Annotated in this window: 24 protein-coding genes; 4 read left to right on the top strand and 20 right to left on the bottom strand. The window is 67.7% G+C overall.

Going from position 1 to position 26025, the window contains the following annotated elements; translation table 11 throughout:
• Window positions 1-12: 12 nt before the first annotated feature.
• From PFX98_RS13685 to PFX98_RS13655, 7 genes are all read right to left on the bottom strand, one after another.
• Window positions 13-906 carry a dTDP-4-dehydrorhamnose reductase family protein gene (locus PFX98_RS13685; RefSeq protein ID WP_285231057.1) on the bottom strand — a complete coding sequence of 298 codons (894 nt, stop codon included), beginning with the start codon at window positions 904-906 and terminating at the stop codon, window positions 13-15.
• Window positions 903-2129, bottom strand: a complete 1227-nt coding sequence (locus PFX98_RS13680) for a glycosyltransferase family 4 protein (RefSeq protein WP_285231056.1) — start codon at window positions 2127-2129, stop codon at window positions 903-905. The genes PFX98_RS13685 and PFX98_RS13680 overlap by 4 nt, the downstream gene beginning before the upstream one ends.
• Window positions 2126-3187 carry a glycosyltransferase gene (locus tag PFX98_RS13675; RefSeq protein WP_285231055.1) on the bottom strand — a complete coding sequence of 354 codons (1062 nt, stop codon included), beginning with the start codon at window positions 3185-3187 and terminating at the stop codon, window positions 2126-2128. The genes PFX98_RS13680 and PFX98_RS13675 overlap by 4 nt, the downstream gene beginning before the upstream one ends.
• Window positions 3184-4002 carry a 2OG-Fe(II) oxygenase gene (locus PFX98_RS13670; RefSeq protein ID WP_285231054.1) on the bottom strand — a complete coding sequence of 273 codons (819 nt, stop codon included), beginning with the start codon at window positions 4000-4002 and terminating at the stop codon, window positions 3184-3186. The genes PFX98_RS13675 and PFX98_RS13670 overlap by 4 nt, the downstream gene beginning before the upstream one ends.
• Window positions 4003-4041: 39 nt before the next feature.
• Window positions 4042-5139: an EpsG family protein gene (locus tag PFX98_RS13665; RefSeq protein ID WP_285231053.1), complete on the bottom strand. Its 1098-nt coding sequence runs from the start codon at window positions 5137-5139 to the stop codon at window positions 4042-4044.
• 69 nt (window positions 5140-5208) lie between these two features.
• Window positions 5209-6129 (bottom strand): glycosyltransferase family 2 protein, encoded by a 921-nt coding sequence (locus PFX98_RS13660; protein WP_285231052.1) that lies wholly within the window; start codon window positions 6127-6129, stop codon window positions 5209-5211.
• An 11-nt stretch (window positions 6130-6140) separates the two neighbouring features.
• Window positions 6141-7580 (bottom strand): flippase, encoded by a 1440-nt coding sequence (locus PFX98_RS13655; RefSeq protein ID WP_285231051.1) that lies wholly within the window; start codon window positions 7578-7580, stop codon window positions 6141-6143.
• 192 nt (window positions 7581-7772) lie between these two features.
• Between PFX98_RS13655 and PFX98_RS13650 the strand changes: the two genes are divergently transcribed.
• The 3 genes from PFX98_RS13650 to PFX98_RS13640 are packed head-to-tail and all read left to right on the top strand — an operon-like array spanning window position 7773 to window position 10917.
• Complete coding sequence (locus tag PFX98_RS13650; protein ID WP_285231050.1) at window positions 7773-7976, top strand: hypothetical protein; 204 nt, start codon at window positions 7773-7775, stop codon at window positions 7974-7976.
• Window positions 7976-9349, top strand: coding sequence for a class I SAM-dependent methyltransferase (locus tag PFX98_RS13645; protein ID WP_285231049.1), 1374 nt, complete (start codon window positions 7976-7978; stop codon window positions 9347-9349). Before PFX98_RS13650 ends, PFX98_RS13645 begins: the two co-directional genes overlap by 1 nt.
• Window positions 9346-10917, top strand: a complete 1572-nt coding sequence (locus tag PFX98_RS13640; protein ID WP_285231048.1) for a sulfatase-like hydrolase/transferase — start codon at window positions 9346-9348, stop codon at window positions 10915-10917. Before PFX98_RS13645 ends, PFX98_RS13640 begins: the two co-directional genes overlap by 4 nt.
• Here the strand turns inward: PFX98_RS13640 and PFX98_RS13635 are convergent.
• The 13 genes from PFX98_RS13635 to PFX98_RS13575 form a co-directional block, all read right to left on the bottom strand.
• Complete coding sequence (locus PFX98_RS13635; RefSeq protein ID WP_285231047.1) at window positions 10873-12084, bottom strand: type II secretion system F family protein; 1212 nt, start codon at window positions 12082-12084, stop codon at window positions 10873-10875. The two genes, PFX98_RS13640 and PFX98_RS13635, sit on opposite strands and share 45 nt — an antisense overlap.
• A 10-nt stretch (window positions 12085-12094) precedes the next feature.
• Window positions 12095-13768, bottom strand: coding sequence for a GspE/PulE family protein (locus PFX98_RS13630; RefSeq protein ID WP_285231046.1), 1674 nt, complete (start codon window positions 13766-13768; stop codon window positions 12095-12097).
• 19 nt (window positions 13769-13787) lie between these two features.
• Window positions 13788-16004: a secretin N-terminal domain-containing protein gene (locus PFX98_RS13625; RefSeq protein ID WP_285231045.1), complete on the bottom strand. Its 2217-nt coding sequence runs from the start codon at window positions 16002-16004 to the stop codon at window positions 13788-13790.
• Window positions 16005-16017: 13 nt separating this feature from the next.
• Window positions 16018-16473, bottom strand: coding sequence for a type II secretion system protein N (locus tag PFX98_RS13620; RefSeq protein WP_285231044.1), 456 nt, complete (start codon window positions 16471-16473; stop codon window positions 16018-16020).
• Entirely contained in the window at window positions 16470-17099 is a 630-nt protein-coding gene (locus tag PFX98_RS13615; protein ID WP_285231043.1) for a GspMb/PilO family protein, read from the bottom strand. The genes PFX98_RS13620 and PFX98_RS13615 overlap by 4 nt, the downstream gene beginning before the upstream one ends.
• A complete protein-coding gene (locus tag PFX98_RS13610) occupies window positions 17096-18295 on the bottom strand; it encodes a hypothetical protein (protein WP_285231042.1) in 1200 nt (399 codons plus the stop codon). The genes PFX98_RS13615 and PFX98_RS13610 overlap by 4 nt, the downstream gene beginning before the upstream one ends.
• The gene (locus PFX98_RS13605; protein WP_285231041.1) at window positions 18228-19253 is read right to left on the bottom strand and encodes a type II secretion system minor pseudopilin; all 1026 of its coding nucleotides are present in this window, start codon (window positions 19251-19253) and stop codon (window positions 18228-18230) included. The genes PFX98_RS13610 and PFX98_RS13605 overlap by 68 nt, the downstream gene beginning before the upstream one ends.
• Entirely contained in the window at window positions 19250-19891 is a 642-nt protein-coding gene (locus PFX98_RS13600) for a type II secretion system protein (RefSeq protein WP_285231040.1), read from the bottom strand. Before PFX98_RS13600 ends, PFX98_RS13605 begins: the two co-directional genes overlap by 4 nt.
• A complete protein-coding gene (locus PFX98_RS13595; protein WP_285231039.1) occupies window positions 19888-20295 on the bottom strand; it encodes a hypothetical protein in 408 nt (135 codons plus the stop codon). The genes PFX98_RS13600 and PFX98_RS13595 overlap by 4 nt, the downstream gene beginning before the upstream one ends.
• 59 nt (window positions 20296-20354) lie before the next feature.
• A complete protein-coding gene (locus PFX98_RS13590) occupies window positions 20355-20783 on the bottom strand; it encodes a pilus assembly FimT family protein (protein ID WP_285231038.1) in 429 nt (142 codons plus the stop codon).
• Entirely contained in the window at window positions 20743-21168 is a 426-nt protein-coding gene (gene gspG, locus PFX98_RS13585) for a type II secretion system major pseudopilin GspG (protein WP_285231037.1), read from the bottom strand. Before gspG ends, PFX98_RS13590 begins: the two co-directional genes overlap by 41 nt.
• Window positions 21169-21366: 198 nt before the next feature.
• Window positions 21367-22782 carry a hypothetical protein gene (locus tag PFX98_RS13580; protein WP_285231036.1) on the bottom strand — a complete coding sequence of 472 codons (1416 nt, stop codon included), beginning with the start codon at window positions 22780-22782 and terminating at the stop codon, window positions 21367-21369.
• A 383-nt stretch (window positions 22783-23165) separates the two neighbouring features.
• A complete protein-coding gene (locus tag PFX98_RS13575) occupies window positions 23166-24998 on the bottom strand; it encodes a polysaccharide biosynthesis protein (RefSeq protein ID WP_285231035.1) in 1833 nt (610 codons plus the stop codon).
• Between the two features lie 346 nt (window positions 24999-25344).
• On the opposite strand from PFX98_RS13575, the gene PFX98_RS13570 reads away from it, so the two are divergent.
• On the top strand, window positions 25345-26007 hold the full coding sequence (locus PFX98_RS13570; protein ID WP_285231034.1) for a substrate-binding periplasmic protein: 663 nt from the start codon (window positions 25345-25347) through the stop codon (window positions 26005-26007).
• Window positions 26008-26025 lie beyond the last annotated feature (18 nt).

The raw sequence follows: 26025 nt of genomic DNA, 5'->3' as shown, positions 1-26025 counted from the left end.
TCTTAGAAAGGCTTAAGCGAAGTCGCGCATGCGCTGCACCAGCTCCGGCCAGCTCGGCGGCACATAGCCGGTGGCGGCGCGGAAGCGTTCGGAATTGAGCGAGCGGTCGATCACGAGCTTGTCGTCGGGTGCGATCTCATTGCTGCGGCCATAGGCGGCGGCCACCAGCTTGAGCAGCTCGTACTTGTTGATGGGCGCCACCGAGACGTGATAGGTACCGTGCAGCTCGGGGTGCGGGATCACATGCTGCTGGATCACGCGTGCCAGCTCCACCGTGGGCAGGCCGGAGAAGACCGCCTTGGTGAAGCCGCGCACCGGCCCCTGCTGCGCCAGGAACCAGCCCACCAGGCCATGGGCGCTGGCCAGCTCATGACCGATGATGGAGGTGCGCAGGGTGATGGCGTTCTCGTAGTCCACCTCGCCCATCAGCTTGCTGCGGCCATAGAGGTCGTAGGCATCCGAGGCGTCGCTCTCCACATAGCCGCCGCGCGCACCCGAGAACACGCAGTCGGTGCTCACATGGATGAGGCGTGCGCCGGCCACCTGGCACAAGCGCGCCAGCCGATGCGGCAGCAGCGCATTGATGGGAATGGCGGTGAGCGGGTCATCCGCCTCGGCCAGTTGCTTGACCACGCCGATGCAGTTCACCACCAGGTCCGGCCGCACCTGGGCGAACAGCCGCGTCAGGCTGTCCAGGCTCTCGACGTCCACACCCGGCACAAACCGCGCGGCCGGCGCCTTGGCCTGCAGGCCCTTCACGCTGCCCAGGCTGCGCACCGAGCCGAACACCTCGACGCCGCCGTCCTGCTCGAACCAGCGCAGCACCGCATTGCCCAGCATGCCGCTGGCGCCCAGCACCAGCAGGCGGCGTTTGCCCGAGGGCTTGTTCACATCATTGCTTGTCATTCACTGCTTCTTTCATGCCCGGCTCTTGCGCGCTCGAACTGTGCACGCAGGGCCCGCGCCAGCCTCGCCGGCTCAAAATATTCGTCAAAGTAGCGCTGGCCCGCCCGGCCCATGGCGGCGCGCTCGGCCGGGCTCATCGCCTGCAGGCGGCGCGCCGCCACGGCCAGTGCCGCTGCGTCCTGCGCCGGACTGCTGAGGCCCGCACCCGCCTCGTTCACGACCCGCGCGCCCTCCCCGTCCATCGAGGCCAACAGCGGCCGGCCGGCCGCCAAATAGGCCTGTATTTTGCTCGGAATGGTCTGGCTCATCGCTTCGCCCCCGATCAGGCTCACCAGCAAGGCATCGGCCTGGGCAAAGATGGCAGGCATCTGCGCCGGCTCGAAGCGACCCGGCAGCGTCACCTGGCCGAGGCCACGGGCCCGGACCTGCTCGGCCAGCCAGGCACCACGGGCACCGCTGCCGATGATGTGCCAGTGGATGCCGCTGTTCGGCCCCAGCAGCTCGGCCGCATCGAGCACCGTCTCCAGCGCCTGCACCGTGCCCAGATTGCCGGCGAACACGATGTGAAAAAGGCCCGGCTTGAAACTCAGCGCGGCGCTGCCGCTGGCGCTGAGCGCGCGGTCGCCCGGGTTGTGGTGCACCGCCACCGGCGTGCCGCCGGCCATGCGCTGCACCGGGGCCACGAACGCCTCGGACTGCACCAGCAGCAGATCGTTGCGCCGGTAGATCCAGCGCACCACCACGGCCACCGCGGCCAGCAGGCGCGGGTTCTTCACAAAGCCGGTGATCTGCAGGCTGTCGGGCCACAGATCCTGCACCCAGGTCACCAGCGCGGCCCGCTTGATCCACTTCAGCACGATGGCCGCAATCGCCTGCAGGATCGGCGAGGTGCCGTAGACGAAGATCACATCGAAGCGCTGACCGCGCAGGGCCCAGGGCCCCAACACGCTGGCGCAGCAAAGAAAGGACAGGTAGTTGAGCACCAGCTTGCGCGCCCCACCCTGGCCGCGTGGCAGCAGGGGCACACGCACGATCTCGTAGCCCTCGTGGCGCTCGCGCTGCACGCCGCCCACCCGGTAGCCGGGAAAGACCTGACCCTCGGGATAGTTGGGCTTGCCGGTCAGCACCGTCACCTCGCAACCCTGCTCCACCAGGGACTGCGCCACCTCGTTAATGCGAAAGGACTCGGGCCAGAAATGCTGGCTCAGCAGCAGCACCTTCATGCGGCCCCGTCCATCAGCCGTGCAAGGAACTCGCTGGCCGTGGCCGGCGTTCGCGGCGCTTCGGCCTGCTGCAGGAAGCGTCGCAGCGCGCGCGCGATCGACACGGCCGAGTGCGGGTCGAAGGTCTGGGCGGGCTCACAGACATCACGCACAAAATCAAGCTCGGCGGCCAGGATGGGCAGGCCCATGACCTTGGCCTCGATCAACGGCAGGCCGAAGGACTCGCCCAGGGAGGGGAACACCAGCGCGCGCGCCTGGCCATAGAGTGTCAGCACGGCCTGGTGGTCCATCTGGCCCAGATTGCGGATGGCCAGGCCATGCGTGGCCACCTGCTGGTCCAGCCATGCATTCAGCGCGCCATCGCGCGCCGACAGCGTCAGCGCCAGGCTGGGCTTGAAACCCTGCTGCGCCAGCAGCACCCAGGCCTCCACCAGGCGCCGGTGGTTCTTGTGCGCCTCGCCATCGGCCACATAGACGAAGTCCCAGGGCTGCAGCGCGCCCCGCGCTGGCTCAGGCAGTGCGGGTGCGAATGTCGGCACAAAGGGCAACACGCGCACCGGTGCCGCCTGGCCCTCGCCCCACCAGTCCTGCAAAGCCCGCGCCATCGACTCGGTCTGCACCCAGTAGGCATCCACCAGGTGGCGGCGCCAGCGGCTCACGGCCTGTTCGAAGCGCAGGCGCTGGCGGGTGCGCCAGGCAAAGGCCGAAAGAGGTACCTGGCCGAGGTAATTGCGGTTCTGCTGGAACACCTGCACCGAGGCGCGGTTGCGCAACAGCGGCGGCAGGCCGTGGAAACACAGCACGCGATCGCCCGGCTGGCCCGCGCGCGCGAGCGCAAACTCGGCACCCAGGCGCGAGGCCGGCGCGGCCCGCACCCAGTGAACCTGCGCACCCTCGGGCAGCGGCAGCTGCGCACGGGCACGTTCGTCCAGCCAGGCCACCAGGCGACGCTCGGCCGGCCAGGCCTGCAGCAGGCTCTTCAGAAGCACGAAACCGCCACCGGTATGCACATTCGGCGCATACAGCAGCAAGCGCCCGCGGGCGCTGTCGAAATTCACTGCTTGGGTCCTTCGTAGACGTCCTTCTTGCCCAGGCCCTGCGGTGCCAGCCAACGCACCGCCTGGCGCAGGCCATTGTCCAGGCGTGCCAGCGCGCGGCGCACCGGCTGGTTCGGCCAGGCGCTGAAGGAGGTGACGTTGAAATAGTCGCTGCCGGTGGGCGAACGCGGCGAGAAGTAGTAGTTGGACACGCAGCAACGCGTGCGGTCCACCGCCACCTTGCTGACCGAATGCCAGGACGTCGGCGTGGTCTCCATCAACGCCAGGCGATTGAACTTGCTGACGATGGTGGCGCGCTGGCGCACCTGCCGGTCCCACAGTTCCAGATTGCCGCCGTTCTCCAGCGACCAGTCGGGCGACACGTAGTACAGCAGATTGAGCGTGCGGTAGTACTGGCGCGACGCTTCGTGCGAGTTGTCGATATGGGGCCCGAGGAAGTGGCCCTGCGTCATCGCGCTCAGGCCGCCGGCGTAGAGGCTGGCATCGGGGATCTGCTGCTGGATGCCGGTGATGCGCTCCACCACCGCCAGCACGCGCGGATCCTGCACCGCAAAGGTGATGTCGGCCAGCAGCGGGTCGAACTTATCGAAGCTCTTGCTGGTGTATTTCTTCTCGCGGAAGCTGTCCATCAGGCGCATCGCCTCGGGCTTGGGAAAGCGCTCGTGAATGCGGCGGGCCAGCTCCTCGGGCAACAGATCGTCGACGCAGCAGTAGCGCACGCCCACCTCGCTGCGCGAGGCCTGGAAGGCCGCGGCCAGTGGCTCGGCATCGCGCGTCAGGCGCGCGACGATCAGTTGGACGATCTCTTCCTTCACTTGGCTTCCTCCATCTGTCTGTTCATGCTGTTCGGGGCCTCACTTGCGATGCTGTGTCTCGATGTTGTACGAGTTGCCGATGAAGTAGAAGAAATCGACGAACTTCACATGGAACACCAGGGCATAGAACTGCATCAGCAGCACCAGAATCAGCAGCCCCATTGCCAGCAGGTTGCGCCGGAAGATCTGGGCGTAGTAGCCGATGAAATAGATCTGGAACACGCCCAGAAATTCGTACACACGCCCCCCGACCAGCGGGAACGACGCGAAGGCGTAGTAGAAGAAGATGGAGGCCGCAAAGATGTTCACCGCCAGCGCGTAGCCCGGCAGCGTCTTGAACTCGGCACTCGCGCCGAAGATGCCGATGGCCAGCAGCAGCAGGCGCAGCAGCACCACCACATTGAACTTATTGACCGACTCGTAGAAGCCGACCTCCATGAAGAGCTTGTAGTACTCGGCGATCTTGTCGTTGAACTGACCCACCAACTCCACCAGCGGCAGCAGCGACATTGCGCTGAGCGCGAACCCAAGCAGCATCAGCAGCAGCAGGCCCTTGGGGCCGAAGGGGCGCCAGCGCAGCGGCACCAGCATCAGCGCCATCACCGCGGAGACATGGAACAGGCCCGCCGCCAGCGTGAACAGCAGGAAGCGCCAGTAGCGCCCGGCAAACAGCGCCGGAAAACCCATCAGCACCAGCGACGCTGCCAAGCCCGCGCGCTGGGTCGTCATCTCCAGCAGCAGGTAGTACCAGCTGAAGTACCACAGCAGAGCCCAGCCGGGCCGCGGGCAACTGCGCTGTATCGCCAGCAGCTTGGTCGCCAGGCCCAGCAGCGTCAGCACGAAGAAGAAGCCCTCGACGCTGCCCACCACCCGTGTAATCAGGAAGCTCAGGACGGCGAAGCCAATCTCGAAGCTGAAGAACAGATCGCCCTGGAAATAGACATTCGACTCCTGCAGCGCACGCCAAAATTCAGCCGGGCTGAACTTGGAGATCAGCTCGAACCAGTTGGCGTAGGCAGCGGCGTCGTAGTCCGACCGCAGGCCGCGCAGGCTGGCATGCACGGCGAACACCAGGGCAAGCAGCATCAGCAGCGGCAGCACGAGGGGATCGCGCCGCTCGCTCAGGGGCATGGGCATCGGCCGCGGTGTTGCGGAGAGTTCGCTCTGGCTCACGGGCGCTGCCCTCGCATGCGTTGATCAGGCATATCAGGAAGCCAGCCGCGTTTTGAATTGGTAGTAGAGCCGGCGCAAAAAACCCACCAGCAACTGCCGCCACATGGCGAGCTCAAGCGCCAGCGCCGGGCGCTGGCCCAGTGCCTGCGCAAAACGCCGCAGCGCCGGGAACACACGGCCGGACTGCGCATGGTTCTTGGCAGCGATGCTGAGCGCCTTGGCCGTCGAGCGCGCCCGGCCCTGCTGCTGGGCGCGTGCGTCCCAGAAGCCGCTCACCACGCCGATGATCTCCTCGGCCCGCGCCACGGGCATGACGCGGAACGAGGCCGAGCCCTCGTGGATGCGGTATTCGGCCAGGCATTGCGGTACGCGCACGAAGTCGCCCTGGTTGACGGCGCGCAGCCAGAATTCGAAATCGGGCACCTGGCGCAGCGCCGCGTTCCAGCCGCCCGTCCGATCGAACAGGCTGCGGCGGAAGAAGGCGCCAGGGCCGGGCTGGCAGACCAGGTCCACCGCCAGGCGCTCGGCACTGAAGTCCTCGGTCTGCACCTCGCGCAGGCGCCGGCCCTGCGCATCGATGAGCCAGAAATCGCAATAGACCACCGGCGCCGCGGGGCGCGCCTGCAGGGCCTGCACCATGGCCGTGACGGCGCCCGGGCAGAGGCAGTCGTCCGAGCTGAGATAGGCCAGGACCTCGCCGCGCGCCAGACCCCAGCCGCGGTTGAGGGTGGCGGCCTGACCGGCGTTGGCCTGCGTCAGCACGGTGACCCGCCCGGGATGCGCGTCGGCCAGGCGCTGCGCCAGCGCCAGCGAGTCGTCGCTGGAACCATCGTCGATGACGATGTATTCCAGCGCCGGATAGTCCTGCGCCAGCACGCTCTGCATGGTCGCGGCCAGGTACTCGGCCTGGTTGTAGACCGGGGTGATGATGCTGACGAGCGGCGTGGGATTCATCGGCAGGAGCTTCAATGGGAAGGGCGTGATGCGCGGTAGAGCGACGCCGCCATTGTCGCGGCAGCGGCCAGCACCATCAGCAGCCAGGCCGCACGCCAGGCTGCGCTGCCCAGGCCCAGGCCGGCAAAAGCCAGTAGCGCCAGCGCGGCCGGCACGAGCATGCCATGCTTTGCGGCCGCACCCGCGGCGCCGCCGCGCTCACGCCACACCAGCGCAAACAGGGCCGCAGAATCCAGCAGCATGCGCAGCAACCAGGCCAGCGCTGCCCCCATCAGACCCCAACGTGCGCTCAGCAGCCACAGGGCCAGCACGAACAGCGGCAGCTCGGCGCAATGCAGCAGGGCCGGCGCACGGAAGTGGCCGGCGCCATGCAGCCAGGTGAGCGGCACATGGGCCAGGCAGTTGATCAGGATGCCAAGCGCAAACACCTGCAGGATGGGGCCGCTCTGACGCGCGAACTCGGGCCCTATCCACCAGCCCAGCAGCTCGTGCGCGAACAGGGCCAGCGCCGCGGTGATGGGCAGGAGCACCACGAACAGCGTCGCCACGGCGCGATCGAACAGGCCCCAGGCCGAGCCATCCTGCTTGGCCACCTGGGCGGCAAAGGCGGGGAACAGCACCGCCGTCAGCGCGCCCGGGATGATCCAGAGCTTGGTGACGATTTCCTGCGGCGTGGCATAGAAGGCCACCGCGGCGGCGGACACGCTCGCACCGATCACGAAGCGGTCCACATAGCCCATGAAGGGGCTCACCAGATTGCTGAGCGTGAGCCAGCCGCCCGATACCAGCAAGGGGCGCAACCAGGCGCGCTCCAGGCGCAGGCGGCCACGCAGCTGCGGCAGCGCGCGCCAGGCCAGCCAACCATGCACAGCGCAGGCCAACACCCGCCCAGCGGCCAGGGCCACGGTGATGGTGAACAGGTCGGGGCCGCGCCACAGCACCACCAGCCAGGGCCCGACGAAGGTCCACAAGCCCATGGGCAGGCGGATGTAATTCAAGACCTCGAAGGCATGGCAAGCCTCCAGCATGCCGCGCAGCCCGGCAGTGAGCACGATGAAGGGCATCGCCAGACCCATCACCAGCGTGGCGTTGATGGCCTCCTGGCGATCGGGTAACTGTTTGATCAGGTCCACACCCCAGGGTGCCAGGGCCATCATCAGCGCGCCACCCACCAGGCCCAGCGCGGCCATCAAGGCGAGCGCCGTGGCGCTCAGCGGGCCCACTTGCCCGTCCTCCTTGCGGTCCAGGGTGATCGCCAATTGCTGGGTCAGCGCCCGACCCAGACCCAGATCGAACAGGCCGAAATAGCTGGTCACCGCCCAGATCAGCGTCAGCAGGCCGAAGCGCTCGGGCCCCAGCACCCGCACCAGCACCGGGATGGACACCAGCGCGAACAGCAGGGGCGCACCCAGGCCGAGCAGGTTGAAAAAGGTATGCCGGGCGAGCTTCAAGACAATGGGGCCAGGCACCGGCAGCCAGGGCCGGTGCAGCGGGGAGTAAGAGGTTGGATGCGCAAAGGCCGCGGATTGTACGAGGCCGCCCTGCCCCGGGTCGGTGCAGGCCCGGCTGGTAATATGCGGCCCCTGGATCGCCTTGCCTGCCAAGCCGGTCCGGTCACCCGTTCCGCCTTCGAGTTGCGCCCCATGCCCTTTTTCCGTTACGCCCTGCTGGTCCTGCTGATGCTGATGGCGACCACCGGCTTCGCCCATGCGTACATCGACGGCGGCTCGGCGCACCTGATCATCCAGGGCCTGATCGCCGCGGCGGTGGGCGCGCTCTACTACCTGCGCAACCCCAAGGAAATCTGGCGCGCCATCAAGCGGCGCTTCGGCCGGGACCGTTCCTGATGAGCCTGAGCTTTCGCGACCCGTCCGGCCATGTGGAGGACGACGGGGCGAGGATATGGCGCCATGTACGCCCCGAGGCTGCCGAGGCAACGCACAGCCTGCTGGCCAGCGAGCTCTACGCCTCGCTGTGCCGTGACGGCCTGCTGATCCCTGCCACCGAGCACCCTGCCCTGGAAGGCGGCGGTCTGCTGCTGGAACATGCGCGCGTGCGCTGGCCCAGCTACCCCTTCGAGTGGACACCGGGCATGCTGGCCGATGCCGCCCTGCTGACCCTGGACATCCAGGCGCGCGCCTGGGCGCAGGGTTGGACCCTCAAGGACGCCGCCGCCAACAACGTGCTGTTCGATGGACCGCAGCCGCGCTTTTGCGACCTGCTCTCGCTGCGCCAGCGCTGCGACGACGACGCCCCCGGCTGGGAGGCCTACGGCCAGTTCGTGCGCCATTTCGTGCTGCCGCTGCTGGCGGTGGCCGAGCTGGGCCGCAGCCCGCGCGACATCTTCCTGGCCCATCGCGACGGCCTGAAGGCCGCTGAGGTGGCCAGCTATGTGCCCTGGCATGCACAGTGGAATCTGGCCATGCTGCTGCACGTGCGCCTGCCGGCGCGCCTGGAGCGCCGCCGCATTGCGCACACCGAGCACAAGCCAGGCCCCGCCCGCAGCGGCAGGCCCGCCGCCGACAGCACTCCCTGGCTGCTGAAGAACCTGCGTGGCTTCGTCGAGCGCCTCGCCGCCGCCTGCCGCGGCACCAGCACCTGGAGCGAATACACCGTCAATCGCGACCACTATGGCGACGCCGAGTTGCAGGCCAAGCGTGCCGCGGTGGCGCAGATCCTGGCCGCGCGCCCCTACGCACAGGTGCTGGACGTAGGCGCCAACAGCGGCGAGTTCTCGCGCCTGGCCGTGGCCCAAGGGGCGCAGGTGCTGGCCCTGGACGACGACCTCAACGCGCTGGAAGACCTGCACCGCCAGGCCCGCGCCGAGCGCCTGCCCATCCAGTGCCTGCACGCGAATATGGCGCGCCCCACACCAGCCACCGGCTGGCGCCTGGCCGAGACCCTGGACCTGCCGGTCCGCCTGCACCAGCAGTTCGATCTGGTGCTGATGCTGGCGGTGGTGCATCACCTGGCCGTCACCGAGCGACTGCCGCTGGTGCAGATCTTCGAGACCATGGCGGGCTACTGCCGGGGCCAGTTGCTGATCGAATTCGTGCCGCGCGATGACCCGCGCTTCATCGAGATCGCCGCGGCGAATCTGGCGCTGTACGAGGGCTGGAGCCGCGAGGCCTTTGTGGCCGCGGCAGCGCCCTGGTTCAGCGTGACGCAAAGCATCCGCATCTCCGAGCAACGCGAGTTGCTGCTGCTGACACGCCGATGATGAGCGAGGCCTCGCCGCTGCGCCAAGGCCTTCGCTATGCCTTGCTGGGCTTGGCCGCGCTGGCGGCCATCGCGCTCTCCGAGAGCATTCTGCAAAGCACCTCCTCGCTCTATCTCGCCTTCGCGCCGCGCGTCTACCTCGATGAGGCCTGGGCCCTGGCTGCGCTGCTGGCCGGCTTGGCCCTGCTGGGCGCAGTGCTGGACCAGCCGCGGCGTCCGCGCTGGCTGGCCGGCGCGGCCCGAGGCCTCCTGCTGGCCCTGCTCTTCGTGGCGCTGTTCCAGATCTTTCGCCGCTCGCTCGCCGCCGGCCTGGCGCTCAGCGGCATGCTCAAGCTGGCCCTGCTGACGGCCTGCGTGCTGGGCGCCGCGCTGGCGGTCTGGCGCCTGCAACTGGAAGCGCAATGGCGCCTGGCATCGGCCGCCGCCGTGGCGATGCTCTCGATGTTTGCGCTGCAACCCGGCATGCCCGGCTACCTGCTGAGCCTGATGAAATCTGTCGAGGCAAGACCTGCCCCCGCCACTCTGCAGCCCACCCTGCGCCGCACCCTGGTACTGGTGCTGGACGAATGGGATCTGGAGATTTCACAACGCGCGGGCCTGTTCGATCGCAGCCCGCTACGCGAGATGCAGGCACAGGGCTTTGTGGCCACGCGGGCCATGCCGGCGGGTCCCAACACCCTGGTATCCATTCCCGGCATGCTGCAGGGCCGGCGCTTCGGCGCACTGGACAGCGGCGGCGCGGGCTATCTGGAAAACCGCAGCGGCGCTCGCTTTGATCGGGCGCATGCCGGCCTGTTCAACGACCTGGACGAGGCCGGCATCGGCTATGGCGTGGTGGGTTTCTATCACGACTACTGCGCCATCGCGCGCGGCGCGCGGCGCTGCCATGCCGAGCCGGTGCAGTTCTTCCCCGGCTGGTGGGCGGCCCTGACGCGCAGCGTCAAGCGCGGCCAGGAATTCGACTACCCCTATTCCGACTTTCTGCGCCAGTGGAGCGCGACGCTGGCGGCGCTGCGCGCGCAGGCTCGCCAGACCCTCGCCGACCCGGACAACCAGGTCGTGTGGCTGCATCTGAACGTGCCGCATCCGCCCATCGCGCTGGCGGGCGGCCGCGCGCAAAGCCTGGCGCTCGACTACCAGGCCAATCTGGATCTGCTGCAGACCGTGGTCAGCGAGCTGCGCGACGCGCTGCAGGCCGCCCAGGGCGACGTGGCCATGGTGCTGACCTCGGACCATTGGCTGCGCGAGAAGGAGCTCTGGGCCGGCATCTACGAACGCCAGCGCGGCCCGGGCAGCGGCAGCGCCGGCAAAAGTGAAAAGGACCAGCATGTGCCCTTCATGGTCTGGTTCAGCCAAGCCGCGGGCAAGGGCTTGCAGTTCGAGGGCCCGGTCAGCACCACCTCGCTGCGCGAGCTGGTGCCGGCCCTGGCGCAGCGTCGCTTGAACTCGCCGGCCGAGATCGCCGCCTTCATGCAGGCGCGTGCGGCACGCCTGGGTCCGAGCGAGACCCAGCCCTTTGACGACTTACACGGCGCCGCTGTTCATGCTGGTGATGGCCATCATCACTGAAACCATCAGCACGCCGATCACCGCACCGATCACGAGAATCGCCACCGGCTCGATCAGCGCCATCGCCTGCTTCTGACGCTCACGCGCGGTATCGGTCTGCATGCTGCCCAGCGAGCTGAGCATGGCGTCCAACGTGCCGGAGCGCTCGCCCACCTTGATCAGATTCAGCCGGGCCGGAGGTATCCAGGGCGAGTGACGCAGGCACTCGTACAGGCTGCGGCCATGCTCCAGCTCGCGCGCCGCCGAAGACACCAGCAGGCGGAAATCGCGCAGGCCGGTGGCACCCATGGACAGGCGCAGCGCCTCCAGCAAGGGCACGCGGTTGCGCAGCATGGTGCCCATCAGCGTGGCCCAGCGGCCCACTTCGGCATCGCGCAGCCATGGCCCCACCAGCGGGGCCATGGCCAGGCGATCCATCAGGCCCTGACGCACGGCTGCACGCGAGAACGCCACCACCAACCCCATCAGCAGCGCCGCAGCACCCAGGCCCAGCCAGAGCAGATTGGCCTTCATGAAGACGGCCGTCTCGATCACCCACATCGAGAATTCGGGCACGTTGCCGCGCGCGCTCTTCAGCAGTGGCGCAAAGCGCGGGATCACGCCCACGAAGATGATCAGCACCGCGGCCAGGCCGGCGGTGACCAGCACGGTCGGATAGATCAGGGCGCTGCGCACCTCGGCGCTGGTACGGCGCGAGAGCTCCAGCTGTTCGGCCGCGTCGCTCAGTGCGGCGGCCAATTGGCCGCTCGCCTCGCCCACCTTCACCAGGGTCAGCAAATGCTCCGGCAGGCCCAGCCCACTGGCCGTCAGCGCGTCGAACAGATTCTGCCCGGCACGCACATCGGCCAGGGCGCGCGCCATGCTGGCGCCCACACCGCTGGCGGCGTGGCCGGTGGCCAGCGATTCCAGGGCCTCGTCCAGCGCCACGCCGGCCTTCAGCAGCGTGCCCAGCTCGCGCAGGCTGACCACGCGATCCGCCACCGTGATGGCACGCTGGCGGCCCAGCGCCACAACGGCCGCCGCGGGCGGCGCGCTGGATTGCAGCTGCAAGGGGCGCAGGCCCTGGCGCAGCAGTTCGCGTGCGGCATCGGCCTCGCTGCCCGCCTCCAGCTGCCCGCTGACCTCGCGGCCCGAGGCGTCCTGGGCGCGGTACTTGAAGCTCTGCATGGGGCGCCGCCTACTCGTCCTGCGCGCTGGCCGCGCGCATCACTTCGTCGAGGGTGCTGAGGCCGCGCGAGGTCTTGATCAGGCCGTCGTCCACCATCGAGCGGCGCCCATCCTGGTTGGCCAGCTCCAGCAGGCGTTCGATCGGCGCGTTCTGCGCGATCTCGTGCTGCAGCGGTGCCGTCACCGTCACCAGCTCATAGATGCCGACGCGGCCTCGGAAGCCGGTGCCCGAGCAGGCCGCGCAACCCTTGGCCATCAGCCACTGCGGCTGCGCCGGCAAATTGGCGGCGGCCGGCGTGCGCGGCGCCAGGCGTGCCCAGCGCTGTGCCAGCGGTTCCGGATCATTGTGCGGCTGGGCGCAGCTGGGGCACAGGCGCCGCACCAGACGCTGCGCCATCACGGCGCGCAGTGCGGCCGCCACCAGATAGGGCTCGATACCCATGTCGACCAGGCGGTTCACCGCCGACAACGCATCGTTGGTATGCAGGGTGGCGAGCACCAGGTGGCCGGTGAGCGCCGCCTGGATGGCGATCTCGGCGGTCTCGCGATCGCGGATCTCACCCACCATGATGACGTCCGGATCGTGGCGCAGGATGGAGCGCAGCGCGCGCGCAAAGGTGTAGCCGATGTCGGCCTGGGTCTGAATCTGCACCACCCCGGGCAGGCGCAATTCCACCGGATCTTCCACCGTGATGAGCTTGCGCACGCCGTCGTTGATATGCGAGAGCGCGCTGTAAAGCGTGGTGCTCTTGCCCGAGCCGGTGGGGCCCGTCACCAGCACCAGGCCGTTGGGCCATTGCAGCCAGTCCTGGAACTGGGCCATATGGTCCGGCTCCATGCCGATGCGGTGCATGCCGATGTCGCCCCGTTCCTTGGGCAGCAGGCGCAGCACCAACGATTCGCCATGCACGGCCGGGATGGAGGAGATGCGGATATCCACCTCGCGCCCCGCCACGCGCGTGCCGATGCGGCCGTCCTGCGGCAGGCGGCGCTCGGCGATGTCCAGGCCGCCGATCAGCTTGACACGCGAGGCGATGGCCGGATAGCGGTCCATGGGCATCGTCGAGCGGGTGTGCAGCACACCGTCGATGCGAAAGCGCAGCGTGCATTCGCGTTCGCCCGGCTCCACATGGATGTCCGAGGCACGCGCCTCCAGGGCCTGCGCCAGCGTGTTGTTGACAAAGGCCACCACCGGGGCATCCTCGGCCAGCTCACGCAGGGTGCGCGCGTCCAGGCTGCCGCTCTGACCCTGGGCATGCTGGCGCAGGCGCTGGGCCAGCGCCTCGGCATCGGCGGGCAGCAGCAGGCGCCAATGGTGGGCAGCGGCGAGCGGCTCCTCGGCCAGGGCCTCGCGCACATCGATGTCCAGCGGGTCGGTGCTGGCCACCTGCAGACCGGCCTCCGTCTCGGCCAGCAGCACCTGGCGGTCCAGCCACCAGCCGGCCGGCATGCGCAGGCGCTCCATGGTGGCGCGTGCGGCGGCCTCGTCGAACTCGGCCGGGGCCAGCAGGGGGCAGGCGAGTTGCTCGGCCAGGCAGGCGTAGAGGCTGCTGGTCGAGACCGCACCCAGGCGCACCAACACCTCGCCGAGCTTGCCCCCCTTGCTGGCCTGCACCAGCAGGGCGTTCTCGATCTCGGCGGTCTTAACCAGGCCCTGGGCCTGCAGCAGTTCTCCGATCAGCATGGCAGAAGACGCTTTCGGATCAATTGCCCGGAGGCGTGCGCGTGGCGGCGGGCGCGGGCAGCGCAGGCGGCGTCGCCATCGGTGCCGACGCCGCGGACGCGGCACCGGCGGCAGGCTGTGCCCACGGCCCCAGCATGCTGCGGAAGGCGTTGGTCATGGTCTCGGCGTCGTGGCTGTCATTGAGGATGTAGGGCGTGATCAGCACCACCAGCTCGGTCTTGGAGTTGGTGGTGTTCTGGCTGCCGAACAACTGGCCCAGCAGGGGCAGGTCCTTCAGATAGGGCACGCCGGCATTGCCCTTGCCCGCATTGTTGGAGATCAGCCCGCCCATCATCACGGTGGCGCCATTGCGCAGGGTCAGCTTGGTTTCGAGCTTGCGGGTGCTGAAGGTGGGCGAAACGTTCACGCCGGTGTTGGTGGACTGCGCGGCGCTCACCTCCTGCTGCACCTCGAGGTCGATCTGGTCGCCCGAGTGGATCACCGGTTTGACCTTGAGGATCACGCCGGTGTTGCGGTACTGCACGGTCTGCAGCACACCGGTCTGGCCCGGCAGGGCCACGGTGCCGGTGGTGGTCTGCTGGCTGGTGATGATGGGCACTTCCTGGCCCACCTGGATGGTTGCCTGTTCGCCATTGCGCGCCAGCACGCGCGGGCTGGAGAGAATCGTCGCCTGGTTGTTGGAGGCCAGCGCATTCAAGGCCGCATGCACGAGGCCCGCTGCGTCCAGCACCTTCAGGTTGAAGCCGCTGTTGCCGATGCCGGTGCCACCGATGGTGCTGCCGTTGACGTAGCGGCCATTGCCCACATCGCGGCTGAACAGCCACTCCACGCCCATCTGGTTCTTCTCGTCCACCGTCAGCTCGGCCACGGTGACCTCGATCAGCGCGCCCTTGGCAGGGCGATCCAGGGTCTGCAGCAGCGCCGCGATCTGCGAGTAGGAATCGGCATCGACCTGAAAGATCAGCGTGTTGGTGGATTGGTCCACCACCACCGAGCTGGAGCCGCTGCTGCTGGCGGCGGCCTGGGCGTTGCCCGCACCCGATCCTGCCGGCGTGGCCGTGGCACTGCTGCGCAGGCGCGAGCCGGTCAGCAACTGCTCCAGCGTCTTGGCCAGCACGCTGGCGTCCTTGTGCTTGACCGCATAGGTGAAGTAGTTGCGGCCGATGCCGCGCTCGTTGGGCCGGTCCAGCGTGCGAGCCCAGCTGGTAACGTGGTTGAGCACCTCGTCGTTGGCGGCGAACACATAGATCGCATTCGTGCCGGCCACCGGCAACAGCACCACCGGGTAGCGCACGGTGCCTTGCTGGCCCAATTGGCCGAGCGGTGCCACCGCATAGCCCTGGGTGGTCAGCACCTCATTGAGGCGCCTAGCCAGGTCATCGGCCGACCAGTAGGCGGGCGAGAGCGCCACGCTCTTGCGGCCAGCCATCAGGGGCTGGTCCAGCACGCGCAGGGCCTCCAGCGCGGCTTGCATATTGTCCGGCGTGCCACTCAGCAGCAGGGCGTTGCGGCCGATGTCTTCCTGCACCGTGATGCGCGAGCCAAACAGGGTCTTGAGCCAGTTCGCCACATCGGTCTGGCGCACAACGTTCATTTCGACCAGTTGGAACACCGGGCGCAGCGGCAGCGGCGTGTCGGGCAGGGCCTCGCCGCGACGGATCTCGGGCAGATTGCCGAGCTGGGCGTTGTCGGGGAGTATGCGCACCAGGCCGCCCACGTCGATGGCGGCGATGCCATAGCTCTTCAGCAGCAGCTTGACGGCGTTGTCGAGCTGGGCAGCCGACTGGCTGGCCCCGGTGCGGAAGGTCACCAGATCCTTGCGGCCCTGCACTGCAGGGTCGATGTTGACGTTGCGCTTCAGGATCTCGGCATAGATCACCTGCACAAAGGTGGGCAGGGGCACTTGCTGCAGATTGATGGCGGCGACCTCCTCGCCACTGGCGCTGCCGTCAAGCTTGATCTGCGCATCGCGGCCTGCCAGCGAGGCCGAGTACTTGGAAGGTTTGCGATCGGGCGGTGCGGGCAGCGGCGTGATGCTCAGCTCGCGCTTGTCGCTGGGCCTAGCCGCCTGGATGGCATTGCTATCGGCCGAGGCGGGCATGGGCAGGCTGCCGGGCATCACTGGTGCCATCGGCCCCGAAGGGCCCAGGGCCTTGAGCTCGGCGCAGCCGGCCGCCACCAAGGCGGCGCTGAGCGCCAGCAGGCGCAGGACGACACGCTGCTTGGAAAAAAGCATCGGTTGATGATCTTCAATCACGTTGTTCGACTCCAAAGCGGTACAGCTTTTTTCCAATACGTATGCAGACCTGATTGCCGTCCACGGCTTCGATGACGTGGCCGCTGGGCAGCTTCTCGCCCACCTTGAGACGCTGCGGCTGCTTGGCCGGGTCGTCGAACAGCACCAGGGCGCCGCCCACCTTGCCAGAGCCGAACACGCCGGCGAGTCGCCAGCGCAGGTTTTCGGGCGGCTTTTGCGTCGCCGCATCGGGCTTGGCCTCGGGCCCCCAGATCGGTGAACTGGACATCAGCACCGCGCGCGCCGTGGCATCGCCGGGCACGGGCAGGCTGGCCAGTTGCCAGGCATCGCGGCGCGCCTGCACCAGCTCCGCCGGTGGCGCCTCGGGCAGTGCCGCAAACCAGCCCAGCAGCGCGGCGGCGGCGAACAGCATCAGCGCCTGGCGCGGCCCCAGATCATCGAGCGTCATGGTTTGCGCTCCTCGGCCTGGAACAGCACCCGCACTTCCAGTTCGGCGCGCGCCGGCTGGGCCAGCGGCCGCAGGCGCAAGCTGTCCACCAGCATCAGCTTGGGCGAGCGGCCCAGCTCGGCCAGCAGGCCCATCAGGGCCAGGCGGTTGTTTATGTCCACCACCAGGCGCGCGCGCACCGCCGGCTGACTGCCGGCCTTTTTTTGCTCACCCGCGCCCATGATGGCGAGCTCACGCACCGGCAGGCCCGATTTCTCGGCCCAGGCGCGCAAGGTGTCCTGCAATGCGGCCTCCACCAGGCCCTGGCTGGAGCCGCTCCAGAGCATGCTGCGCGCGGCCTCCAGATGCTTGCGCGCGTCCTCGGCGCGCTGGGTCCAGATGGCACCGCCACTCTGCAACGGGCGCAGCCGCTGCAGCTCGGCGCGCGCCTCGTCGGCCTCGCCGCGCCAGGCCGTGGCATGGTCCTGCGCCAGCAGGGCCAGCCAGAGCCAGAAGATCGCCAGGATGGCCCATACGCCCCAGCGCAGGCGCGTGTTGGCGCGCCATTCGCTGCGCGCCTGCTGCAGGGCCTGCAACCAGGATGGCGAGCCGCTGCTATTGCCGGCTTGATCGAGCACGACGCTCATGTTTTTTTCGCTCCGGGCTGCTTGGGCGTGGGCACTTGCACATCGATGCCCGGCGGGGGCGCGGGCATGTCGGCAGCGCCGCGGCTCAGCCCCGCGTCGGCGCCCTGTTGTTGCTGGCGCGCCGGTGGCTGGGCCGCGGCGAGCTTCATCTCCAGGCTGATGCCGCTGCGCGCGCCACCACCACCACCGCCGTCCTTGACCTCGCTGATCTGGGTGAACCAGGCCCCCGACTCCAGCCCGGTGATGACCTGGGCACGCGAGACCTCGGCAGGCAGCTCCAGCGCCACGCGCACCGTCAGCTGGTTGAGATCGAACTCCTTCACCGTGCTGCCCTTGGGCAGCAGGCGGCCCAATTCCTCCAGCACCTCCAGCGGCTGCGGCGCGCGCAGCTGCGCCAGCAGCGCCGCGCTCTGGTCGGCAGCGGCCAGGGCCTTGTCGCGCGCGGCCAGCAAGGGGGTCACGTCTTGCCTGAGCTGGGCCACCGTCGACTGTGCCTGCTCGCGCGCCTGATAGGCATCCCAAGCGGCGCGCGCCGTCATGCTGCTGAACACCAGCAGCAACAGCGCCCCAGCGCCCACCAGCAGGCGCTCCTGGCCAGCGGCAGCACGGCCCAGCTGTTCGGCCGGGCGCGGCTGGCGCAAGGGTCGCTGCCAGGGCAGTGCCTGCACCTCCGGAAGGGCCGCCGCGGCATGGGACGAAGCCGGCGCACGGCTCTGGCGCGCAAAGGCCTGCCAGTCCTCCAGGCTGGGCGCGGCGGCCCACCAACGGCTGGCCAGCAGCACACCACCCTGCCAGTACTGGCCCTCCACACCCTCCATGCATTGCAGCAGGTGCAGTCCATCGGTCAGGGCCGTGTGACACAGGCTCTCGGGCCACAGCAGCTCCGGCCGCAGGCCGGCGCTGCTCACCAGCTCGCGCGGCAGCGCATAGGCCTGCGCCTGCTCGCCATGCAGGTCCACCAGAACCAGGCTGTCGACAAAGGGCTGCCAGGCCAGCAACTGCGCCTGCAGCGCACCGACGCGGTCCGCCACCGGCAGGCCGCCTAAGCTGAAGGCGCGGTGCCGCAGCAGGCTGCGCGCCAGCAGTACCGGCGCACGCGCCCTCGCCCCGGCAGGCCGGTTCAGGCCCTCACGGCGCAGGCTGGGCGAGCGCTCGGGGCTGGGCGACGGCCTGGCTTGGGACAGGAAATTTCGCAACGGGAATCGTGGCATCGGTGGGTGCAAGACGGTTGGACTGGCGGACCTCATGGATCAGCCAGGGCGCTGTGGCCCCCGTCGGAAGAATCAAAAGATTGTACTCAAGCGACTGCGGCATCCCGGGGGCCCAGACCTGCAGGCGCAGGGCGTTGCTGGCATGGAACAGCAGGTTGTCGGCCGTGAACGGAATACCCGTGGCGGCGGTGGCCGCGGCAGCATCAGCAAATGGGGCGCGCTTTCGAAGAGTTTCGAATAAATCCCATTGCTGCGCCGAAACCTTGGGCCAGATACTCTTCAGCAAACCCAGCGGGGCAGTATTGGGGTTGAATAACTTGTCGCGGCGCACGCCCAGCCAGGGCTCCAGGCGGGCACGCAGCTCGGCCGAGCGCTGCCACACCGGCATGCGGCCCAACTCGCCTACCGAGAGGATCCAATCATTGCGCGGCCCGGGCAGGCCGGCGGCACGATAGTCGATCACCTCGGCACCGTTCAGGCGTTTCAGACTGTCGGCATCGGCATAGTCTTCCAGCACGTCCAGCATGCTTGCGGCATCCTGGGACGAGGCACCGACACTGATGAGCAGCTGCGGGAAGAGCTCGCGGTCGGGTGCATTGAGCGAGAGCAGGCCACGTTCGTCCTGCACGCGCAGCAGCGCGCCCTGCGCGGTCTGGTAGAGCCTGCCGTCCAGCGCCAAGGGCTGCTCGTCCATGAAGCCGGCCGAGGCCAGGCCCATCTGCCGGGTGCCGAGCCAGTACAGCGCCTGCGCCTTGGCGCTCTCGGCCTGCAGGCTGGCGTCGGCATAGTGCTGCATGGTGAGCGCCTGGGCGCGCAGACCGTCGATGCGCAGCGCAAAGCGCGCCGCCACGATGGCGATCACGGTGAGTGCCACGGTCACGAACAGCAGCACATAGCCGCCCTGCCCTCGGCCCGCTTGGCTCACCCCGCGCCGCTGCCTCATGGCAACTTCTCCACATCGATGCGCTGCCCCAGAGGCTCAGCTCGCGCCGCCGGGCGCGCCACCAGCAGCAGGCCATGGCCCTCGCCCCGGTCCAGCGCAATGGCCTGCGGCAGCGCGCTGGGCGACTGGGCGGCACCGTCCAATGCCGGTGGCCATTGGGCCAGCCAGGTGCCCGCAGGGTCCTGATAGCGCAATGCGCCGCGGTCCCCCGGCCATTGAGCCAGCACCGCCTCCTGCGGTGGCAGGCCGTCCAGGCCAAAGCTCAGCAGCAATTCGGTCATGCCGGCATCGGGCGAAAAGCGCAAGCTCAGACGCATGGGCTGGGGGCCCAGGGCCTGCGCCACCGGCAACTGAGTGCTGAGCCCCGCAAGTTCGCGCGCCGCGCCGCGGAAGCGCTCCGGACTGTCTTTGGCGCCGGGCATCAGCCCCTCCAGCGCCTGCTGTACCCAGATCGCGTGCAGGCGCTCCACCTGGGCCTGCAATTGCGCGCCACCCAGGCGCTGCTCGATGCGGCCAATCTGGAACAAGCCTTCAGACAGCAGGCCGGCCACCATCGCCACGATCACGAGCGTGACCAGGGTTTCAAGCAGGGTCATGCCGGCCTGGCTGGCTTGCTTGTTGATGATGGGCTGGTTCATGGCGGATCCGCCCTGGACGTCGCCGCACCCAGGGCCTCGAGGCCCGCCTGCATCAGCGTGAACTCGGTGCTGGCAGCGGTGTTCTCATCCTTGGCGATGACCGTCAGCTCATACAGGCCGACACGCCAGCGCGTCTGCTCCATGGCCTGGGTGGGCACGCTGGCGCGCAAGGGCGCCACCAGCTTGGCACGCCAGCTCACACTGGTAGCCCCGAAGCGCCGCATGCCTTCGGGCTCAGCATAAGGATTGACGCTGGCCAGCAGCCCCTGTGCGGCCAGTTGCAGGGCCACGCGCGACTGCTCGGCCTCGATGCGAGCGGCCGCCTGCAGGTTCTGCGAAATCCAGGCGAACAGGGCCGCACCCGTGCCGGCCAGAATCGCCAGCGCCACGATGGCCTCGAGCAAGCCAAAGCCTGCCGCCGAAGGCGCCCGGCGGCAGCGCGGCACGGTTCCGATGGCGGCCGTCAAGGCGTCACCCGCCCCGTCATCGGAGCGATGGTCCAGACCCGTCCTCGCCCTTCATCGTCCTTTGCGCGCACCGTGGCAGCGGCGGCAACGCCTGCCGCGCTGTAGCGCAGCGGTGCGGACAACTCGAGTTGCACCGAGGCTGGCAGGTCGTCTTCCAACAAGCTGCGCAAGGCTGAAGCATCCAGTTCCAGCGGCTCGCCGGACTGAAAGGCGCGCATCGGCAACGCGGCCAATTGGGCTCGCAACTCCTGCTGCCAGGCACGTTCGCGCGCCGCAGCGATCCAGCGTGAGGTCGAAGGCAGGATCAGGCCTGCCGTCATCGCCACGATGCTCAGCACCACCAGCAGTTCCAGCAGCGTGAAACCGCCGCCGTTGCGACTGCTGCTATTGCGCGGCAGGCGGCAGCACACCGACATCGGCCGCATCGCCCTGACCACCGCGCTTGCCGTCGGCGCCCAGCGAATAGAGTGCAAAGGGCTGACCATCTGCGCCGGGTAGCGCGTATTGGTAAGCATGGCCCCACGGATCATCCGGCACTGCGCCATCGAGGTAAGGGCCGCGCCAGCGTGCTGCCAGGGCCTGGTCGGCCGGGGCCTTGGCCAGCAAGGCCAGGCCCTCTTCGGCCGTGGGGTAACGGCCGATGTCCAGATGCAGGCTCTCCACCGCGCTGCGCAGGGTCTTGGCCTGGGTCGCCGCCGTAGTGACCTTGGATTGTTCGACCTTGGAGAACAGACGGGGGCCTACCAGGCCGGCCAGCATGCCGATGATGACGAGCACGACCAGCATTTCCAGCAAGGTAAAGCCAGCCATGTGGCGACGCAAGGACGAAGTGGTTCGAGTAGAGGCAGAGGGAGCTTGCATGGTCTCGAGGATATTGCTTGATCAGCGGCTGAGGCTGGCCGCGGCCCGCATTGTAGGCACGACTGCGCTCACATCCTCGCCGCACTCTTGACAGACAAAAGAAAAGGGGCGCCTTGCGGCGCCCCTTTCAGCCAAGCACCTAAGTGCTTAGTTCGTGCCCGGACGGAGCAGGGGGTACGAGATCAGCGAGTTGGTCTTGCCAGTCACTTGGTCGTAGTTCATCACGTTGTACACGCCAGAGATCGTGCTCGACGGTGCAACCACGTCCAGCTTCACAGCCAGGCGGGTCGAGCCATCAGCCATCGACGGGCAGATGTCCTTCGTGTTGATCACCAGCAGCTTGCCAGCCTTCAGGTTGTAGTCAGCAGTGCCGGAGGCGCAGGTCTTGCCGTCTTCGGTGATCACCGAAGCCGCCACAGCAGCGTCCGTACCATAGGTGCTCGTCAGAACGACGCGCGACAGGTAGTCCGGATGGATGGTGGCAAACGGAGCCTGCAGCGTCGTGCCGTCGTGAGCGATGGTGCCCAGCGTGGTGTCACCGACGTCAGCCGTCGTCGCGGTGCCCTTGGCCACGATGTCGTAAGCCACGGTTACGGTCTGAGCAGGCACAGCGGTGCTGCCAGAAACCGTGTAGCACACGTTCTTGTTCGTGACGGCATTAGCATCCACCACGATCGTGCCCTTGCTGGTGTTGCCGGTTGCAAAGTCCGCATCACCAGTGGAGCTACCGCACGAGTCGGCGTTGTCCAGGAACACCTTGCCGGTCGAGCCCATTGCCGAGAAATCACCCTTCACGACCAGAGCCGAATCCGTGTCGATCAGATCGCCCAGACCAATCGCGCCGCCAGTCTTCGTGTATCGGGTGTTGACAGCGTTGTTCAACTTACCCAGCGCGATGGTCTTGGTGAAGGTACCAGCCGTTGCGGTGGTGAACTGCTTGAACGCCTTCTCGACGCCGGCGGTGTTCGCGCCAGCGGTGATCGCCAGGTTCAGCGCCTTGCCGAACTTAGCAACCGTCTCGTTGTAACCGGCCAGCTTGGTAGCAGCAGCATTTGCCACGGCCTTCTCAGCGGTTTCGTACAGCGCATAGGTCAGATCGACAGAGGTACCAACGCTGGTCACCTTCACACCGATGGTGTCCAGAGCAAGCTTGAACACGTCAGCTTGGTCGTAGTTCGTGTCGGCAGCCGTGATCTGGAAGATCACATAGCTGTCGGTCGTTGCGCCACCTTGCACAACGGCAACCTGCGGAGCCAGAGCAACTGCGGCAGCAGTTTCAGCCGTCAGATTCGTAGCATCGACAGCATTGGCCCACTTGGCGTTCGTGATGTCAAAGCGCACGAAACGCACGGCATTCTTCGACACGCCGAAGCCCATCTTCGTGCTGGTCGCCAGGTAGACGTCCGTCAGCGTGGTGCCGTCGGCCACCAGCTCGGTGCCGTACGTGCGAGCATCAGCCACGTCATCAGACAGCGTGATGTGGGTAGGTGCAGCGGCGAACGCAACGCCTCCAACCAGCGCACCGATCGCCAGAGCGGTCGCCTTCAACACATATTTTTTCATTCGGTGAACTCCACAAAGGTTATGGATTAAAAGACTCAAAAATGATTCGCGAATCACACGTACCTAATTGCACGCTCGCGCATTCTAGAGCACGCCATCACAGCACTGTCAACGAATCAACGCATATTGCGGGTAAACACTTTGGCTTCTGAGTTCAGGCCCACAACACTGTGTGACGGCATATTAACGGCAGCGCAAGCCTCGTCTTGAGGCAAGAAGCGGCTTTGTTGTGCATGAGCGACAAGGCAGATCAAGAAAGCGTGATTCATTGGGCTGAAGCAATCGCGAAAGCGGCTAGCTCAGGCGCTGAGCCAAGCTGCTCGCTCGCATGCATGTTCCGCATTGCTGCCTTATCTAGACTAGAGCGCCGGCGCTGCCGCGGTTCAAGACACGATGCCTGGCGCCTGGTACTCGGGCACCAGCTGCCGCAACAGCGCGCGCGACTTGGCATCGTCCGCCAAGGGCTCATTGGCGATCAAGGCCTGCAGCCACTCATCCACGCGCACGCCTTCTTCCACCTGCTGCGGCGCCTGCTGCAGCCGCGCCACCGCCAACCTGGCGATGGGCGTGGGCAGCACGCTGTCGCGATCGGCCAGCAGCTCTTCATACAGCTTCTCGCCCGGCCGCAGGCCCGAGAACTCGATGCGCACCTCATCCAGGCTGCGCCCCGAGAGCCGGATCATGTCCTTGGCCAGATCGACGATGCGCACCGGCTCGCCCATGTCCAGCACATAGACCTGGCCGGTCTCGCCGATGGCGGCGGCCTGCACCACCAGGCGGGCGGCCTCGGGAATGGTCATGAAGTAGCGCGTGATGTCAGGGTGGGTGACGGTGACCGGCCCGCCCCTGGCGATCTGTTCCTTGAACTTCGGAATCACGCTGCCGCTGGAGCCCAAGACGTTGCCGAAGCGCACCGCCATGAAGCGGGTGGCATGGCCCTGGCTCGCCGCGATTGACGCCATATGGCTGATGACCAGTTCGGCCGCACGCTTGGTGGCGCCCATCACATTGGTGGGGTTCACCGCCTTGTCGGTGCTGATGAGCACAAAGCGTTCGGCCCCCGCCTCGGCGGCAGCCTGGGCGGTATGCCAGGTGCCCAGGGTGTTGTTGCGCAGCGCGGCCCAGGCGTTGTCCACCTCCATCAGCGGCACATGCTTGTAGGCGGCGGCGTGGAAGACGATCTGCGGCTTGAAGCGGGCAAAGGTCTGGCGCAGATGCGCGGCGTCCTTCACATCGCCCACCAGCCGCACCAGGGGCAGGTGAGGGAAGCGCTCAGTGAGCTCCTGCTCGATGGCATAGAGCGCGTACTCGCTCAGCTCGTAGAGCACCAGGCGCTGCGGGCCGAAGCGCGCCACCTGGCGGCACAGCTCGCTGCCGATGCTACCGCCGGCGCCGGTGATCAGCACCACTTTGCCGCTCAAGGCTTCGCTGATGCCTGCCTCGTCGAGCTGCACCGGCTCGCGCCCCAGCAGATCCTCGGGTTCGATGTCGCGCAGCTGGTCGAGCTTGCTGCCCGAATGCAGCTCGGCGATGGTGGGCACGGTCAGCACATGGCGGCCGGTGCGGCCGGCCAGGTCGAGGGCGCGCCGGCGCCGCGAGGTCTCGGCCGAGGGCATGGCCACGATCAGGTCGGTGATGCCGTGCAGCTCGGAAAGCTGCAGGGCATCGTCCAGCGTGCCCAGCACCGGCACGCCGCCCACGCGCAGCCCGCGCTTGGCGGGGTCGTCGTCCAGCAGGCCCACCACCACCCAGCCTTGGTGCTGGATGCCGGCCAGCAGCAGACGCGCGGCATCGCCGGCGCCCAGCACCAGCGCGCGGTGAGTTTCCTTGGCGCTGCCACTGAGGCGGCCGCGCATATGCTCGTAGAGCATGCGGTAGCCCAGGCGCATCATCGCCAGGCCGATCAGGCTGAACATCGGGTGCAGGGCCAGCACCGCGCGCGGCACGGCCTTGAGCTCGGCCATCAGCACGATGCTGGCGCCCAGTGCCCCGGCGATCAGGCAGGCCGCCGCGAGGCGCTTGGCCTCGCCGAAACCGCTGAAGCGCCACATGCCCTTGGGCACCTTGAGGCCCCACAGCACCAGCACATAGAGCAGGGTCAGGCCGGCAATGACGGCCGCGTCGTAGCTCGGGCGCGCCGACATCCAGCGCTCGAAACCCAGGCGGAACAGATAGGTGGCCTGCCAGGCCAGCACCACCACCAGTGCGTCGAGCAACAGGGAAACGGGTTCGCGGTGCCGGCGCAAACCCGTCAGAAAGGTGTCAAGCGATTGCCACAGCACGGGTGTCGGTCGATCGGTAAGAAAGCGTTGATGTTGATCTTCAGGGTAAATCCGGCCCGGGAAGGCGCACAAGCGGGTGCTACCGTGTCGCGCAGGTGTCATCCGCATGCCTCGGGCCGGCCCGATAGTGCCAGCCTGCAATTGTGCCCGCTGCCATCAGCTTTCTTCCAACGTGCCGACCGCCCTCTGCCATCGTTCGCTCCGTTTACTGTGGCCAGCCGCCCTGCAGCTGGCCGCCCTGCTGCTCGCTAAGGGCCTGCATGCCCAGCCGCTGCCCGATTTGCATGCCTACACGGAGGAATGGCCGCCCTACAACTACAGCGAGCGCAATGGCGAACTCAAGGGCATTGCCACCGAGGCACTGCGCGCCGCCTGCCACGAGGCCGGCCTGCATTGCAAGATCGAGAGCGTGCCCTGGGCGCGCGCCTATGCCTGGGCGCAGAGCAAGCCCAACACGCTGGTCTACACCACCGCGCGCAAGCCCGAGCGTGAGCAGCAGTTCATCTGGATAGGCCCGCTGCTGCCGCGCAGCACCTGGGTATTCGTGCGCGCCGACGCATTGAAGCAGCATGGCGACAGCCGCGATCTCAAGGCCTACCGCTATGGCGTGGTGCGCGGCGAGGCGGCGGCGCAAGACCTGGCCGCCGCCGGCGTGCCCGCCACCGCCATCTTGAGCGACAGCTCCAATGCCGCGGTGCTGAAGCTGCTGCAAGGCGGCTGGGTCGATGCCATGGTGGACACCGAGATCGGCATGGCCTGGAGCCAGCGCAATGCCGGCGGCCTCGAGCTGACCCGACTCGCCAAGCTCAGCGACGAGGGCGCCTACTACTTTGCGCTCAACCCCAAATCGGATCCGGCCCTGGCCGACAAGCTGAGCGCCGCGCTGGAGCAGCTGCGCAAGGCTGGCAGCATCGACGAGATCGTGCGGCGCTACACCCGCTAGCCAGCCAGCCGGCTGCCC

The sequence above is a fragment of the Paucibacter sediminis genome, assembly GCF_030254645.1.
GTDB lineage: Bacteria > Pseudomonadota > Gammaproteobacteria > Burkholderiales > Burkholderiaceae_C > Paucibacter_B > Paucibacter_B sediminis.
The sequence above is the reverse complement of the archived record's forward strand: the minus strand, read 5'-3'. Positions and strand labels throughout refer to the sequence as shown.

Bases quoted from the DNA above. Each gene is read 5' to 3' on its own strand.
- PFX98_RS13685 (WP_285231057.1), bottom strand. From the start codon at position 906: ATGACAAGCAATGATGTGAACAAGCCCTCGGGCAAACGCCGCCTGCTG.
- PFX98_RS13680 (WP_285231056.1), bottom strand. From the start codon at position 2,129: ATGAAGGTGCTGCTGCTGAGCCAGCATTTCTGGCCCGAGTCCTTTCGC.
- PFX98_RS13665 (WP_285231053.1), bottom strand. From the start codon at position 5,139: ATGCCCATGCCCCTGAGCGAGCGGCGCGATCCCCTCGTGCTGCCGCTG.
- PFX98_RS13660 (WP_285231052.1), bottom strand. From the start codon at position 6,129: ATGAATCCCACGCCGCTCGTCAGCATCATCACCCCGGTCTACAACCAG.
- PFX98_RS13650 (WP_285231050.1), top strand. From the start codon at position 7,773: ATGCCCTTTTTCCGTTACGCCCTGCTGGTCCTGCTGATGCTGATGGCG.
- PFX98_RS13645 (WP_285231049.1), top strand. From the start codon at position 7,976: ATGAGCCTGAGCTTTCGCGACCCGTCCGGCCATGTGGAGGACGACGGG.
- PFX98_RS13640 (WP_285231048.1), top strand. From the start codon at position 9,346: ATGATGAGCGAGGCCTCGCCGCTGCGCCAAGGCCTTCGCTATGCCTTG.
- PFX98_RS13635 (WP_285231047.1), bottom strand. From the start codon at position 12,084: ATGCAGAGCTTCAAGTACCGCGCCCAGGACGCCTCGGGCCGCGAGGTC.
- PFX98_RS13630 (WP_285231046.1), bottom strand. From the start codon at position 13,768: ATGCTGATCGGAGAACTGCTGCAGGCCCAGGGCCTGGTTAAGACCGCC.
- PFX98_RS13625 (WP_285231045.1), bottom strand. From the start codon at position 16,004: ATGCTTTTTTCCAAGCAGCGTGTCGTCCTGCGCCTGCTGGCGCTCAGC.
- PFX98_RS13620 (WP_285231044.1), bottom strand. From the start codon at position 16,473: ATGACGCTCGATGATCTGGGGCCGCGCCAGGCGCTGATGCTGTTCGCC.
- PFX98_RS13615 (WP_285231043.1), bottom strand. From the start codon at position 17,099: ATGAGCGTCGTGCTCGATCAAGCCGGCAATAGCAGCGGCTCGCCATCC.
- PFX98_RS13605 (WP_285231041.1), bottom strand. From the start codon at position 19,253: ATGAGGCAGCGGCGCGGGGTGAGCCAAGCGGGCCGAGGGCAGGGCGGC.
- PFX98_RS13600 (WP_285231040.1), bottom strand. From the start codon at position 19,891: ATGAACCAGCCCATCATCAACAAGCAAGCCAGCCAGGCCGGCATGACC.
- PFX98_RS13590 (WP_285231038.1), bottom strand. From the start codon at position 20,783: ATGCGGCCGATGTCGGTGTGCTGCCGCCTGCCGCGCAATAGCAGCAGT.
- gspG (WP_285231037.1), bottom strand. From the start codon at position 21,168: ATGGCTGGCTTTACCTTGCTGGAAATGCTGGTCGTGCTCGTCATCATC.
- PFX98_RS13580 (WP_285231036.1), bottom strand. From the start codon at position 22,782: ATGAAAAAATATGTGTTGAAGGCGACCGCTCTGGCGATCGGTGCGCTG.